Genomic DNA, 13,559 nt, shown 5'->3' on the forward strand with positions numbered 1-13,559 from the left:
CATATGTCCGAGGAGCCGTCCCGCCGGGGCGGCTCCTGGCTGTGTCTTGGGGGCGGGGCGGTGACGACCTCTGCCCCCTTTGGCGTTATGGGCATCGTCAACCTGACGCCGGACTCCTTCTATGACGGCGGCACGCACGATTCCGCGGATCTGGGGCTGGCCCACGCCATGCGCCTGCATGCGGAAGGGGCCGACATCCTTGATCTGGGGGCGGAATCTTCCCGGCCCGGCGCACAGGCCCTGACGCCGGAGCAGGAGCTGCTGCGCCTCATGCCCGTGCTGCGCGAACTGCGGCGGGAGATCCCCGGCGTCATGCTCTCCGTGGATACCTACCATGCGGCCACGGCGGCTGCCGTGCTGGAAGAAGGCGTGCAGATCATCAACGATATCTCTGCCTGTGCCTTCGATCCCGGCCTGCTGGACGTGCTCGCCCAATACAAGCCCGGTTACGTGCTCATGCACAGTCAGGGCAGACCGGACGTCATGCAGAAGAATCCCCGCTATACGGACGTGCGTTCCGAGGTCATGGCCTTTTTTGAACGCGAGCTGCACCGCCTGACCGCCGCCGGTCTGCCGGAAGAGCACATCGTGCTGGATCCCGGCATCGGCTTCGGCAAGACCCTGCGCCATAATCTGGAGCTGCTGGCCCACGCGGAGGACTGGCTCGCCTTCGGGCGGCCCGTGCTCATGGGCCTGTCCATGAAGTCCATGTTCGGGCAGCTGCTGGGCCTCACCACCCAGGAACGGGGCTGCGCCACCCAGGTGGCTACGGCCATGCTCTGGGAAAAGGGCCTGTTCTGGCATCGTGTGCACGATGTGGCCGCCACGCGCCAGACGCTCACGCTGGCCGCGGCCTTCCGTGATCCTGCCGGGGCCTGCGGGGACTGATGTCCGGCCCGGCCGCACGGGGGATATTTGTCTGTTGCGCCGGCGTGCGCTTGTTTTTATACTGCGCGCCGGCTGCCCGGCATCCGTGATGCGGCAGACGGCAAGGGGGGACGCCATCCCATGGCGTGGAAGGGGATTTTTCTGATGCCCAAGGATAGGGACCGTGCTGGAACATGTGGTTTTTGAATGGCGTGACGCGCTGGACATCCTGCTGGTAGCATTCCTGCTCTATCAGGTCATCCAGCTGTTGCGGGGATCGCGTGCCCTGACGGTGCTGACCGGTCTCGGGCTGCTGACCCTGCTGTATTTCATCTCGCGCAGCATGGCGCTGTACACCCTTACCTGGTTGCTGCAGCATGTCTTCAGCTCCCTGTTCCTGCTCATCGTGGTCATCTTCCAGAGCGACATCCGGCAGGCACTGGGCGAGATAGGGACCAACAACCTTTTCCGCAAGCGTGCGCTGCAGCATTCGGCCGTGGAAGAAGTGGTCATGGCCTGTGTGGAGATGGCCCGCCTGCGCGTGGGGGCCCTCATCGTCATCGAGCGGGGCACCCGGCTCGACGACATGATCAAGCGCGAAGGCGTGCGGGTGGATGCCCTGTTGTCACGCCAGCTGCTCATGAACATCTTCTATCCCAAGGCGCCGCTGCATGACGGTGCCGTGCTCATCAGCAAGGGGCGCATCACGGCCGCCGCCTGCATCCTGCCCCTGGCCGAGGCCAAGGGGCAGTCGTTCGGCACGCGCCACCGCGCCGCCCTGGGCATGACGCAGGAATGTGATGCCGTGGTGGTCGTGGTCTCGGAAGAGCGCGGCGAGATCTCCGTGGCCATGAAGGGCGAGCTTGTCCGCAGTCTCGATGCCACACGCTTGAGGCAGGTGCTCAATGATATTCTCTAAGAACAGCCGCAAGGCCCCCCATCTTCTTTCCCTGCTCGTGGCCTTTGCCGTGGCCGTGGGTATGTGGTATGTGGTCAGCGTGCGCGACCGTCTGGAAGTCCAGCTGGAAGTGGGCATCGAATACAACGGCATCCCCTCCGGGCTGGTGGTGACGGACGGCCTTGTCAGCAAGGTGCAGGTGCGTTTGCGCGGGCCGGAGATCCTGTTGCGCTCCATCTCGTCACGCAGCCTGACGGAAGCCATCAATCTTTCCAATATCAAGAAGGGCACGACCATCGTCCCCCTGACCTCGGACAACATGGGCCCCAGCTTGCGGGCCTTCGAGCTGGTGGACGTGCAGCCGCCCCGCATCGTCATCACGGCCGATACCCTGGCCGAACGCAGCGTGCCCATCCGGGCCGTGCTGGAATCCCCCCTGCGCAGCGGGGCCCTGACCGTGGAGAACGTGACCGTTTCTCCGGCATCCGTCACCCTGCGCGGGCCGGAAGGCGTCATCTCGTCCATCAACAACCTGCCCTTGGGCATCCGGCTGGACCCCAAGGCCGCCGGCACCACGGTGGAGCAGACCCTGCTGCTGGATACCCCCAGCCTGGTCACCTCCAACCCCGCCTCGGTGAAGGTGCAGTACACCATCACCAGCGGCCGCACCGTGGTCTCCCGCCGTTGCAAGATCTCGGTGGAGGCCCAGAACGCCTCGCAGTTCACGGTGGAGCCCTCCCATGTGGAAGTCATGGTGGAGGTGCCCGAGGCCCTGGCCCGCAATTCGTCCTATCTCAAACGACTGGAAGTGATGGTCGTCCCGCCGGCGCTGGAGCCGGGGCAGAAAGGTACGGCAGAGCCGCGCATCCAGCTGCCGGAAGGCATGACCATCTTGAATCCCTCTTTCGACAGCGTTACCATTACCCGTAAGAAGTAGCCTCCGGCGCATGGCACCGGCAAGGAGAACACATGGCAGAACGTCTTTTTGGCACTGATGGCCTGCGTGGCCCTGTCAATATCTATCCCATGACCGTGGATGTGGCCCTGCGTCTGGGCCTGGCCGCCGGGGTGCGCTTCCGCAAAGGCTCGCACCAGCACCGCGTGGTCATCGGCAAGGATACCCGCCTGTCCGGCTACATGTTCGAGTCCGCCCTCACGGCGGGCCTGTGCGCCGCAGGCATGCACGTCATCATGACCGGCCCGTTGCCCACGCCCGCCATCTCTTTCCTGACCCGCAACATGCGGGCGGATCTGGGCGTGGTCATCTCCGCCTCGCACAACCCCTATTCGGACAACGGCATCAAATTCTTCGACGCCGACGGCTTTAAGCTGCCTGACGAGGTGGAGAACGAGATCTCGGCCATGGTGCTCGATCCCGACATGCGCTGGCCCTATCCCGATTCCAACCGGGTCGGCCGCGCCAGCAAGATCGAAGACGCCGGCGGCCGCTACATCGTGTACACCAAGAGCTGTTTCCCGGCCCATCTGACCCTGTCCGGCCTGCGCATCGTCATCGACTGCGCCAACGGCGCGGCCTACAAGGTGGCCCCTCTGGCCCTGGAAGAACTGGGTGCGGAAGTCTTCCGCCTGGGGACCAGCCCCAACGGGACCAATATCAACGACCACTGCGGTTCCCTGCATCCCGAGACCCTGGCCGCCAAGGTGCGCGAAGTGCGCGCGGACGTGGGCCTGGCCCTGGACGGTGACGCCGACCGCCTCATCGTGGTGGATGAAAAGGGCAATGTCCTGGACGGCGACCAGCTCATGGCTCTGGGGGCCCAGGCCATGATGGAGCGGGGCGAACTGCCCGGCAACATGCTGGTGGCCACGGCCATGAGCAACCTGGCGCTGGAGATCTTCATGAAGGAACGCGCCGGTACGCTGCTGCGCACCAAGGTGGGCGATCGCTACGTCATGGAAGCCATGCGCAAGACCGGCGCCATGCTGGGCGGCGAGCAGTCCGGGCACCTCATCTACCGCCAGTACAGCACCACCGGTGACGGTCTGCTGGCGGCCCTGCAGCTGCTGCGCATCGTGCGCGAGAAGGAAAAGCCCCTGTCCGAGCTGGCGGGCCTGCTGCATCTCTTCCCCCAGAAGCTCATCAACGTGCGGGTGGAAAAGAAGCTGCCCTTCGAGGAGCGCCCCGCCATCGGCAAGGCCGTGGCCGATGTGGAAAAGGCCCTGGCCGGTCGTGGCCGCGTGCTGCTGCGTTACTCCGGCACCGAGGCCCTGTGCCGCGTCATGGTCGAGGCCGAAGATGAAGATAAGGTCGTCCGCTACGCGCGTGATCTGGCCGACGTGGTGAGCCGCGAACTTCGCTAGTTTTTGTCCTCTCCTGGAGGAGCTGATTCGTTCCGGGAGCTGCCGCGGGCAGACCCGCGACATACTTTCGTCAAGAACCATGTCCCAGGCACGGCCCCGTGACGGGCGTGCCATGATGGAGGAGAACATGAAGGATATTCGTAAGGTTGTTATCCCTGTGGCCGGCTGGGGGACCCGTTCCTTGCCTGCAACCAAGAATATTCCCAAGGAAATGCTGCCCATCTACAACAAGCCTGTCATCCAGTACGTTGTGGAAGAGGCCCAGCGTGCCCATATCAAGGACGTGATCTTCGTCACCAACCGCGACAAGAACGTCATCGAAGACCATTTCGACCACAATCTGCAGCTCGAAGACCTGCTGGAGCGCTCCGGCAAGCTGGACAAGCTGGAGGAAGTGCGCCGCGTGGCGGAGATGGTCAACATCCTGTCCGTGCGCCAGAAGCGCCAGCTGGGCCTGGGCCATGCGGTGCTGTGCGCGCGTGAACTGGTGGGCGACGAGCCCTTTGCCGTCATGGTGGGCGACGACCTGATGTTCAGCGGCGTGCCCGGCATCGGCCAGCTCATCGAAGTGGCCATGGCCGAAAAGATGCCCGTCATCGGCGTCATGGAAGTGCCGTGGGAAAAGGTGAGCCGCTACGGCATCATCGACGGTGAGGAAGTGGCCCCCGGCGTGTATCGCGTGCGCGACATGGTGGAAAAGCCCAAGCGTGAGGACGCGCCTTCCCGCATGGCCATCGTGGGGCGCTATGTGCTGACCCCGGACATCTTCGACTATCTGGAAAAGGTCAAACCGGGCCACGGCGGCGAGATCCAGCTTACCGACGCCCTGCAGGCCATGGCCAAGGATCGCGGCATGATGGCTGTGCGCATGGCCGGCATGCGCTTCGACGCCGGTGACTGGGCCGAGTTCCTGAGCGCCAACATCTACTTCGCCCTGCAGGATGAATCCCTGCGTTACGAACTGCTGGGCCTGCTCAAGAACTTCGTGCAGTTCAAGTAAGCGGATATACATCTGCAAGATCCCAAGGTCGTTGTCATTTCGGTGGCAACGACCTTTCTTTTTCATGGCGGCGCTTCCGGCTTGCAGTATGGGGAAAAAAAGGGCAGAATCTCACAAGCGTCCACAGAGGATAGAGGGCAGGCATGCCCGCATGGCGGCAGCAGGCGCGAAAGGCCTGGTCTTCCTGTTTGCCATATGTTGACAGAACAACGCGAAAAAACTACATCCTTGCGGGCGCTTCGCCGAAAGACGGACGGCGACATCGCAACAGCACCAACGGGGCGAGACATTTTTGAGCGGGCATGGCTGACCATGACCCGCGTACCGGCATTTTTCATGGGCGGGCAATGACAGGCATGCAAGAGCAGTGGCAGAAGATCTCTGAAAATTTGAGGGGTGTCCTCAATCCCGGCATCTTCAAGGTGTGGATCCATCCTCTGGATGCCCATATCGAGGGGAACAGCCTGTGCCTTGCCGCACCTAGCGAATATGTGGCCCGCTGGCTGCGTGACCGCATGCAGGATACTCTGCGTTCCGCTGCCGCACCTGTGTTGCAGGTGGCGCCGGAAAATATCGATATCCGCATCTCCTGTCAGGGCGCTGCGCCTGCTTCTGCCGCGCCTGTTGCCCCTGCCGCCGTTGCTGCGGCCCCTGCCGCGCCCGTGGCGCAGCCCGTGCATGAGGCGCCCGTAACGCCCCTCCATACGGCGCCCTCCCGTCCGTCCCAGCCCCTCTGGCAGCCCAGCCAGTGTTCCCTGCCCCTGCCTGCCCCCACGTTGCGCCCCCGTACCCGTCAGCGCTGGCGCTTCAGTTTCGACGATTTTGTGGTCGGCCCCTGCAATGCCATGGCCGTGGCCGCGGCCAAGGACATTTGCCATGACGGCGGCTGTGTGGAGACCCTGTTCGTCAGCTCGGCTTCCGGCCTGGGCAAGACCCACATCATGCAGTCCGTGGGCCGTGCCGTGCAGGAGCAGGGCGGGCAGGCCCGTCTGGCCTACCTTTCCGCCGAGGATCTGGCGTCGCGTTATGTGGCTGCCCTGCGCAGCAACGATGTGGAGAGCTTCCGCGCCCGTCTGCGCGATCTGGACGTGCTCCTGCTGGAAGACGTGCATTTCCTTCAGGGCAAGGAAAAGATGCAGGACATGGTCCTGACCGTCATCAAGAGCCTGCAGGATCGCGGCGGACGCGCCATTTTTACCAGCAGCTTTTCTCCGCGCGAGCTGGAAAAACTGGACAGCCAGCTGGTCTCCCATTTCTGCTCCGGCATCGTGTCGCCTCTGGAGCGGCCTGATACGGAGATGTGCCGCCATATCCTGGAGCGCAAAGCCAAGAGCTTTCAGGTGTTGTTGCCTGACGAGGTCTGCGACCTGCTGGCCGGGCGCCTGCAGGGCGATGTACGCCAGCTGGAATCCTGCCTCAAAAGTCTGGTGTTCAAGGCGCGTATGCTCAATTGCGGGCTCAATCCCGAGCTGGCGCTGGAAGTGCTGCAGCAGTACGCCACCGTGGACTGTGGCCCGGACTTCGCCTCCATCGTGCGCCTGGTCTGCGAGAGCTACGGCCTCAACGAACGTCAGCTGGCGTCCCGTTCGCACAAGCAGCAGTACGTGCTGGCCCGCAATACCATCTATTATCTGGCCCGCAAACATACGGACATGTCCCTCAAGGAGATCGGCGAGCGCTTCAACCGCCGTCACTCCACGGTCATCAAGGGCATCACGTCCCTGGAACGCGAGATCGCCAATGAGTCCAGGGTCGGCCGCCAGATCTCCCGTGCTGTGGAGCTCATCGAACGTAATGCGGGCATCCGGCCCGAGATGAGCCTGGCAGGCAAGGTTCCTGCGGCCCGTCATGCGGCTCCCAGCCTGCTTTCCCTGTAAACTATACGCCTGATTTTTGTGAAGGGAGGACATTTGTGGTGTCCTCCCTTTTTTGTTGTCTGCGGGAAGGGGCTTGTGCCGCTAGACAAGCATATCCCGCTCATCGCTGCTGCGGGGGCTCTGACTCACTTGATACGGGGAAGGGCAGGGGGCAGGGGCGCTTTGCCGGGCACGGTGCGGTCATCGCTCCCGGGGCTGTGCCACGATATTTTCGACTCTGGAACGGGCAGGAATCCTGCCGGGATGGCGTGGCTCTTTTCGCATTTTTGCTGCTCAGACAGCCTCGTGGCTGCGTCCTCCGTGCTGGGGCGACGTCCCTTTGTTACAATCCTCTTCCGTCCACTCCGGGGGAATGTTTCCCCTTTTTTGCATTCCTCGGTGCCCTGCAGGGGACCTGTGGAAGAACGTCCGTAAACAAAAAGGGCCACCCGCACGGAGCAGGTGGCCCTTGATCAGCAGGAGAGAGGCTGCGGCTTATTCGCCGGCCACGGCCTTCTGGTGTTCAGCGATGACCTTGTCGGCCACAGGCTGGGGAGCTTCTTCATAGTGGGCGAATTCCATGGTGAAGAAGCCCTGACCGGCCGTCATGGAGCGCAGGTCGGGAGCGTAGCGAAGCACTTCGCTCATGGGCACGTGGGCCTTGATCTCGGTGACACCGGCGGCGGAGTCGGAGCCCAGCACCTTGCCGCGACGCGAGGAAAGGTCGCCGATGACGTCGCCCATGCATTCGTCAGGCACGGAGACGGTCAGCAGCACGATGGGTTCCAGCAGCACGGGCTTGAGGCTTTCCATGGCTTTCTTGAAGGCCAGGGAGCCGGCCACCTTGAAGGCCATTTCCGAGGAGTCCACGGTGTGGTAGCTGCCGTCGTAGACCTTGACGCGGAAGTCCACCACCTGGCAACCGGCCAGGAAGCCGCGGGCGGCCGCTTCCTGGATGCCCTTGTCGATGGCGGGGATGTACTGGCGGGGGATCACGCCGCCCACGATGGCGTCTTCGAAGACATAGCCGGAACCGCGGGGCAGGCCTTCCATCTCGATCCAGCAGTCACCAAACTGGCCACGGCCGCCGGACTGCTTCTTGTGACGACCCTGCACCTGCACCTTGCCGCGCACGGTCTCACGATAGGGGACCTTGGGCGTTTTGAGGATGATGTCCACCTTGAAGCGGCGTTTGGCCTTTTCCACCGAAAGTTCGATGTGCAGCTGGCCCATACCGGAAAGCAGGATATCGCCGTTTTCTTCGTCGCGGGCCAGACGCAGGGTGACGTCTTCGTCCAGCAGGCGCTGGATGGCGGAGTAGACCTTGTCTTCATCGCCCTTTTCCTTGGGAGCCAGCGCGTAGGTGATGAGCTGCGGCGGCAGCTTGGGCATGGGCAGGGCAAAGGGCTGCTTTTCGTCGCACAGGCTGTCGCCGGTGCGGGTGTTCTTCAGTTTGGCCACGGCCACGATGGCGCCGGGGCCCACGGGTTCCTTGCAGGGGGTCTGGGTCTTGCCGGTCAGGAAGAGCAGGCTGCCCAGGCGTTCGTTTTCACCGCTGCGCATGTTCTTGAGGGTGGCATCACCATTGATGGTGCCGGAGAGGATGCGCACCAGCGAAAGCTGGCCGGAGAAGGGGTCGGCCAGGGTCTTGAAGACGAAACCGGCCACGGGGGCGTCGGGATCGGGCTTGCGTTCCTGGCCCAGGGCGTCCACAAAGGCGGGGCGCTCGGAAGCGGCGGGCAACAGGGCCTGGATGGCTTCCAGCACGGCCACGCCACCCTTGTTTTCCAGGGAGGAGCAGACCAGCACGGGGCAGAGCTCACCGGCCACGGTACCCTTGCGCAGACCGATCTGCAGGTCTTCCAGAGACAGGCTGCCTTCTTCCAGGTATTTTTCCATGAGCTCTTCATCGCTTTCGGCGATGTTTTCCACGGTCAGGTCGTGGAGCAGGCTCACGTCGTCGGCCACATCGGCGGGCACATCGCATTCGCTGACAGCGCCGTCAGCGCCAAAGGTGTAAGCCTTACCGGTCAGCACGTCCACATAGCCGGTAAAGGCCTCGCCTTCACGGATGGGCACCTGCAGCGCCACAGCCTTGACACCCAGGGTAGCCAGGCCGTCGAAGGCCATCTGGAAGTCGGCGCGGTCGCGATCCATCTTGTTGATGACGAAGATGGCGGGCAGGTTTTCGGCGCGGGTGAGGTTCCAGAATTTTTTGGTCAGGGGGCGCACGCCATCCACGGCGTCCAGCACGAAGACGACGCTGTCCACGCCCTTGAGCAGGCATTCCATGTCGCCGGTAAAGTTGCCGTCACCCGGGATATCCAGCATGAAGTGGCGATTCTTGTTCCAGAGGCAGGTAGCCACCGCAGGCTGGATGGAGCCGCGACGACGTACTTCTTCCGGTTCATAGTCGAGGCAGGTGGTACCGTCTTCGATGGCGCCCATGCGGGTCAGAGCGCCGCTATTGAAGAGGAGCATCTCGGCCAGCGACGTTTTGCCGCAGCCGCCGGTGCCTACAAGTGCGTAAGTACGTTGGGTATCCACGGGGTTGGACATGCTAAAACTCCCTTAGTAAGCGATATGGCGAGCCCGGGGCCGCCGGATTTACGAGGGCAACGTGCGACCTTTCACACGGTAGTAATAAAACCATAGCCCGACATGGCCAAAAAGGGAAGTGCCCAAACTTTTTTGCTCAACTTGACATCTGCGCCCGGAAAGACAAAATAGATGGCTGCTTGTGCAAGAATGGGGACAGCTACCTCCCCCGGAGCCTGAAAATCCGTGCCCGGTACGAGTCCTCCGCGTCCCTGCCGTGGCGTGCGGATGGGCACACGGCAGAAAATAATAAAAAATATTGTGAAAAATTTTTCCAATGCCATAAAAAAAGCCGGGATTTCCCCGGCTTTTTTCGTGTTCGGCTGTCAGGTCGAAGTTATTTCAGGTTGCCCAGAAGATCGCGCAGCCAGTCCGGCACGGCCACAGGACGGCCCTGACGGTTCACCAGGGCATGCTGGGTGCTGCCCATGGCCAGCAGGCGCGTCTTGTCCTCGTTCCACATCTCGTATACAAAGCGCATGGATGCGCGGCCCCATTCGCTGATGGCCGTGTGGACCTGCACCAGATCGTCATAGCGGGCCGGGGAACGGTAACGGCACTGGGCCTCGCGGACGGGCAGGATGATGTCCTTTTCCTCCACATCACGGTAGCTCATGCCGCAGGCGCGGATGAATTCGCTGCGCGCCCTCTCGAAGATGTGGAGATACTCCGCATAATACAGAACGCCCATGGTATCTGTTTCACCGTAGGAGATCCGGTGGGTGAACCAGATGGCCGGGGAAGGAAAATCGTCATGCATCAGAAAACTCCTTTGCGTGTGGGGAAGGGGCTCCCGCGTCTGGCGCTGTGCGCCGTGCTGCTGGCCGCCCTGGCGCTGTCCGGCTGCGGGTCGCGGCAGACGCACGAGGAATACCTGATCCCCAAAGGGCCCGCCGTGGGCTTTGAATCGCCCGAATTCTTCACGGAGCATCTTGCGCCCCAGAACCAGGACCTGCAGTCGTGGCGCGAGATGGCGCCTACGGTGCGGAAATCCCTGCGCTATGTCAAGAGCAAGCCCGCCGGGGCCGTGGCCATCGACCGGCCCGGCCTGCGTCTGACCTGGGGCGACATGGAACGCACTCTGCTGCGCCTGCAGGAGCTGCTGCCCCGTCTGGATGCCGAACCGCAGCTCTTCCTCCAGAACTTCCAGTGGGTGGAGGTCCCCTCCGGTATCGCCTATTCCGGTTACTATGAGCCCCGCGTCAAGGCCAGCCGTACCCGCAAGCCCGGCTACGAGCAGGCCATCTACGCCCTGCCGCCGGACATGAAGCAGTACAAGCGCCGTCACAAGGGCCGGTACTATACCCGCCGCCAGATCGAAGAGCAGCAGCTGCTGGCCGGTCGTGGGCTGGAACTGGCCTGGGCTGCTGACCCCGTGGACGTCTTTTTCCTGGAGATCCAGGGCTCCGGCCGCCTGGTCTTCGATGACGGTACCGAGGCCTTCATCAACTACGCGGGCCAGAACGGCCACAAATACAAGAGCTCGGGCCGCATCATGCGCGAGAAGGGCCTGCTCAAGCGCGGCGACATCTTCGAGCAGCGTCAGTGGTTCAAGGACAATCCCCAGCGCGTGCGCGAGATCCTCAACGAGAACCCCAGCTACGTCTTTTTCCGTTACGGCAGCCGCGGTCCCACCGGCGCCATGGGCCATGTGGTGGACGAATGGCTCTCCCTGGCCGTGGACCGCAGCTATATCCCGCTGGGGGCCGTGGTGGCCTTTGGCGTCAACGTGCCGGATGAAAAATACGGCAGTCTGCCCCTGCGCGGCATCGGCTTTGCCCAGGACGTGGGCGGCGCCATCAAGCAGCGGCGCATCGACCTGTTCTGCGGCGGCTCCGAGCGCGCCAATTACGTGGCCAGCCATCTGGATGCCCCCGGCCCCGCCTGGGTGCTGGTGGCACGGTAGGGAGCGGGGAAAGGCTGGTTCGAGGGGAGGGGAAACCCTTTGCGTTGCTGTCGATGCCCGTAGCTTCCTCCGTCGCAACGGGTACGGCCCTGCGGGCCGCTTTCGGTCGTTCCCGGCGGAAAAAGGGCCTCCCCGAGCTCCCCACTTCTCCCCCAAAAACGCTCATATGATCTTTTTGGAAGGTCCCCGTCGCTGACCGACGGGCATGGAAAAGCGGACATCCCAAGGATGTCCGCTTTTCGTTTTTTGCGGCGTTAGTTCGTGGGGGGCCGGTGGCGGAAAACAGAAAAGACCGGGCGGATAGTCTTGCTACGCCACCAGGCAGGCGTGCGAGATGGAAGTGGGGACGTGCTGTCGGATATGATGAGGTGTGCGGCGGGCGTCTTGCGTTCCGTCGGGCATCGCGGGGAGTCCCTTGGGGCAGGCAACAGGCATGGCGGCATGATGCCCTGTCTTTTCGCCGGTCAGGGAACAAAATCCCTCTCCGCCAGACAGCGACGGGGACCTTCCATACCGATCAGAGGAACGTTTTTTCAGGGGTGGGGGAGAGTTTGAGAGGGGGCGGGGACAGTTTTTACAAAAAACGTCCCCGCCCCCTCTCAATGAAGCCGCTTCAGCAGCGGCGGACTAACCTTCGAGGAAGGCTTTATAGGCTTCGGCCGTGGCAAGGATGTCCACGCAGCTGGCCAGCTCAAAGGGGCTGTGCATGGAGAGGAGGGCCGGGCCGCAGTCGATGACCTGCATGCCGTAGGCGGCCAGGAAGAGGGCCACGGTACCGCCGCCGCCCACATCCACCTTGCCCAGTTCGGCGGGCTGCCAGGGGATGTTGCGGGCGTTGAACAGGCCGCGCACATAGCCGTAGAACTCGGCATCGGCGTCGCTGGCACCGTATTTGCCGCCGGAGCCGGAGTACTTGGAGCAGACGGGGCCGTGGCCCAGCTGGGCGGCGTTCTGCTTTTCGTGCACTTCGGGGAAGTCGGGGTCGAAGGCGGCGTCCACGTCGGCGGACAGGGCGCGTGTGTTGAGCAGCACCTGCGAGACAGGGATGCCCGGGGCCCAGGCGCGGGCCAGGTCTTCGAAGCAGTACTGCAGGAAGCGGGAGGCCGCGCCGGTGGCACCGTCGGAACCGATCTCCTCCTTGTCCCAGAACATGACGGCCATGTTGGGGCAGAGGCGGTTGGTGTTCTTGGCGTTGAGCAGGGCCTCCAGGGCAGTGAAGACGCAGATGCGGTCATCCTGGCCGTAGCCGCCCACCAGCCCCTTGTCGAAGCCCACATAGGTGGCGGGGCCTGCGGGCACGACCTGGAGTTCGGCGGTGACGAGGTCTTCCTCGCGGATGCCGTACTTGGCGTTGAGCAGTTCCAGCACGTGCTGCTTGATGGGCTCCTTGATGTCCTTGTTTTTGGCGGCGGTGGGGGCCGGGCTGTGCCCCAGGATGATGTTCAGCTTTTCGCCGTCGAAGACTTCGGCCAGGGTCTGGCTGTTTTGCTTGCGGGCCAGATGAGGCAGCAGGTCGGCGATGGTGAAGACGGGCTCTCCGGCTTTTTCACCGATGGCCACGCTGATGCTCTTGCCGTTTTCCAGCACCACCACGCCGTGCAGGGCCAGAGGACGGGCCAGCCACTGATACTTGCGGATGCCGCCGTAATAGTGGGTCTTGGCCTGGGCCACGCCGGGCTGCTCGACCAGCGGACGCTGCTTGAAGTCCAGACGGGGGCTGTCGGCGTGGGCGGCGATGAGGTGCACGCCCTTCTGCAGCGGGATCTTGCCCTTGCGGGCGGCGAAGATGGCCTTGCCGCGCAGGTTGCGGAATACGGTGTTCTTTTTGAAGTCCTCGCTGAACCCGGCTTCCTGCAGGCGTTTCTGCACATAAGCCACGGTCTCGCGCTCGGTCTTGCAATTGCTGAGGAAATCCATGTACCGCTTGACCAGGGCGTCCATCTGGCGCTTCTGGGTGGCGGTGGTGTACACGTCCCAGGCATTGCGGGGACTGTAGGTGAGGGAAGGCGTTTCTGCTTTTTTCATATCCAGTATCCTTTAGGCAGCGGTACTGCGGCTGCCTTTTCATGGAGCCGGTGCCCGGCTGGCCGGAGATCCGGCAGCCGCGGCAGG

The 13,559-nt window shown here is 63.2% G+C and carries 11 protein-coding genes; 7 read left to right on the plus strand and 4 right to left on the minus strand.

The annotated features are described in order from the left end of the window. The first annotated feature begins 3 nt into the window (after nt 1–3). From folP to ACQRBR_RS07945, 6 genes are all read left to right on the plus strand, one after another. Nucleotides 4–888: a dihydropteroate synthase gene (gene folP, locus ACQRBR_RS07920; RefSeq protein WP_427812716.1), complete on the plus strand. Its 885-nt coding sequence runs from the start codon at nt 4–6 to the stop codon at nt 886–888. Nucleotides 889–1,051: 163 nt separating this feature from the next. Beyond that, the gene (cdaA, locus tag ACQRBR_RS07925) at nt 1,052–1,786 is read left to right on the plus strand and encodes a diadenylate cyclase CdaA (protein ID WP_168935667.1); all 735 of its coding nucleotides are present in this window, start codon (nt 1,052–1,054) and stop codon (nt 1,784–1,786) included. Continuing rightward, nucleotides 1,773–2,702 (plus strand): CdaR family protein, encoded by a 930-nt coding sequence (locus ACQRBR_RS07930; RefSeq protein ID WP_006006470.1) that lies wholly within the window; start codon nt 1,773–1,775, stop codon nt 2,700–2,702. Before cdaA ends, ACQRBR_RS07930 begins: the two co-directional genes overlap by 14 nt. Nucleotides 2,703–2,734: 32 nt before the next feature. Continuing rightward, nucleotides 2,735–4,087 (plus strand): phosphoglucosamine mutase, encoded by a 1,353-nt coding sequence (gene glmM / locus ACQRBR_RS07935; RefSeq protein WP_168935668.1) that lies wholly within the window; start codon nt 2,735–2,737, stop codon nt 4,085–4,087. A gap of 127 nt (nt 4,088–4,214) precedes the next feature. After that, nucleotides 4,215–5,087 carry a UTP--glucose-1-phosphate uridylyltransferase GalU gene (galU, locus tag ACQRBR_RS07940; RefSeq protein ID WP_168935669.1) on the plus strand — a complete coding sequence of 291 codons (873 nt, stop codon included), beginning with the start codon at nt 4,215–4,217 and terminating at the stop codon, nt 5,085–5,087. A 347-nt stretch (nt 5,088–5,434) separates the two neighbouring features. After that, on the plus strand, nt 5,435–6,964 hold the full coding sequence (locus ACQRBR_RS07945) for a DnaA ATPase domain-containing protein (RefSeq protein WP_414600844.1): 1,530 nt from the start codon (nt 5,435–5,437) through the stop codon (nt 6,962–6,964). 474 nt (nt 6,965–7,438) lie between these two features. Here the strand turns inward: ACQRBR_RS07945 and ACQRBR_RS07950 are convergent, their stop codons facing one another. The 3 genes from ACQRBR_RS07950 to ACQRBR_RS07960 form a co-directional block, all read right to left on the minus strand. Next, entirely contained in the window at nt 7,439–9,502 is a 2,064-nt protein-coding gene (locus tag ACQRBR_RS07950) for an elongation factor G (RefSeq protein ID WP_303954150.1), read from the minus strand. Nucleotides 9,503–9,573: 71 nt separating this feature from the next. Continuing rightward, nucleotides 9,574–9,825, minus strand: coding sequence for a hypothetical protein (locus ACQRBR_RS07955; RefSeq protein WP_427812717.1), 252 nt, complete (start codon nt 9,823–9,825; stop codon nt 9,574–9,576). 53 nt (nt 9,826–9,878) lie between these two features. After that, nucleotides 9,879–10,301, minus strand: a complete 423-nt coding sequence (locus tag ACQRBR_RS07960) for an acyl-CoA thioesterase (protein ID WP_427812718.1) — start codon at nt 10,299–10,301, stop codon at nt 9,879–9,881. On the opposite strand from ACQRBR_RS07960, the gene ACQRBR_RS07965 reads away from it, so the two are divergent. Next, nucleotides 10,296–11,447 (plus strand): MltA domain-containing protein, encoded by a 1,152-nt coding sequence (locus ACQRBR_RS07965; RefSeq protein WP_303954147.1) that lies wholly within the window; start codon nt 10,296–10,298, stop codon nt 11,445–11,447. The genes ACQRBR_RS07960 and ACQRBR_RS07965 overlap by 6 nt on opposite strands. 627 nt (nt 11,448–12,074) lie before the next feature. Here the strand turns inward: ACQRBR_RS07965 and ACQRBR_RS07970 are convergent. Next, nucleotides 12,075–13,472, minus strand: a complete 1,398-nt coding sequence (locus tag ACQRBR_RS07970; protein ID WP_204626266.1) for an aminopeptidase — start codon at nt 13,470–13,472, stop codon at nt 12,075–12,077. Nucleotides 13,473–13,559: the final 87 nt, after the last annotated feature.

The organism is Desulfovibrio sp. SGI.133 (genome assembly GCF_050313955.1).
GTDB lineage: Bacteria > Desulfobacterota > Desulfovibrionia > Desulfovibrionales > Desulfovibrionaceae > Desulfovibrio.

Bases quoted from the DNA above. Each gene is read 5' to 3' on its own strand.
- folP (WP_427812716.1), top strand. From the start codon at position 4: ATGTCCGAGGAGCCGTCCCGCCGGGGCGGCTCCTGGCTGTGTCTTGGG.
- ACQRBR_RS07955 (WP_427812717.1), bottom strand. From the start codon at position 9,825: ATGGCATTGGAAAAATTTTTCACAATATTTTTTATTATTTTCTGCCGT.
- galU (WP_168935669.1), top strand. From the start codon at position 4,215: ATGAAGGATATTCGTAAGGTTGTTATCCCTGTGGCCGGCTGGGGGACC.
- ACQRBR_RS07930 (WP_006006470.1), top strand. From the start codon at position 1,773: ATGATATTCTCTAAGAACAGCCGCAAGGCCCCCCATCTTCTTTCCCTG.
- ACQRBR_RS07945 (WP_414600844.1), top strand. From the start codon at position 5,435: ATGACAGGCATGCAAGAGCAGTGGCAGAAGATCTCTGAAAATTTGAGG.
- glmM (WP_168935668.1), top strand. From the start codon at position 2,735: ATGGCAGAACGTCTTTTTGGCACTGATGGCCTGCGTGGCCCTGTCAAT.
- ACQRBR_RS07950 (WP_303954150.1), bottom strand. From the start codon at position 9,502: ATGTCCAACCCCGTGGATACCCAACGTACTTACGCACTTGTAGGCACC.
- ACQRBR_RS07960 (WP_427812718.1), bottom strand. From the start codon at position 10,301: ATGCATGACGATTTTCCTTCCCCGGCCATCTGGTTCACCCACCGGATC.
- ACQRBR_RS07970 (WP_204626266.1), bottom strand. From the start codon at position 13,472: ATGAAAAAAGCAGAAACGCCTTCCCTCACCTACAGTCCCCGCAATGCC.
- ACQRBR_RS07965 (WP_303954147.1), top strand. From the start codon at position 10,296: ATGCATCAGAAAACTCCTTTGCGTGTGGGGAAGGGGCTCCCGCGTCTG.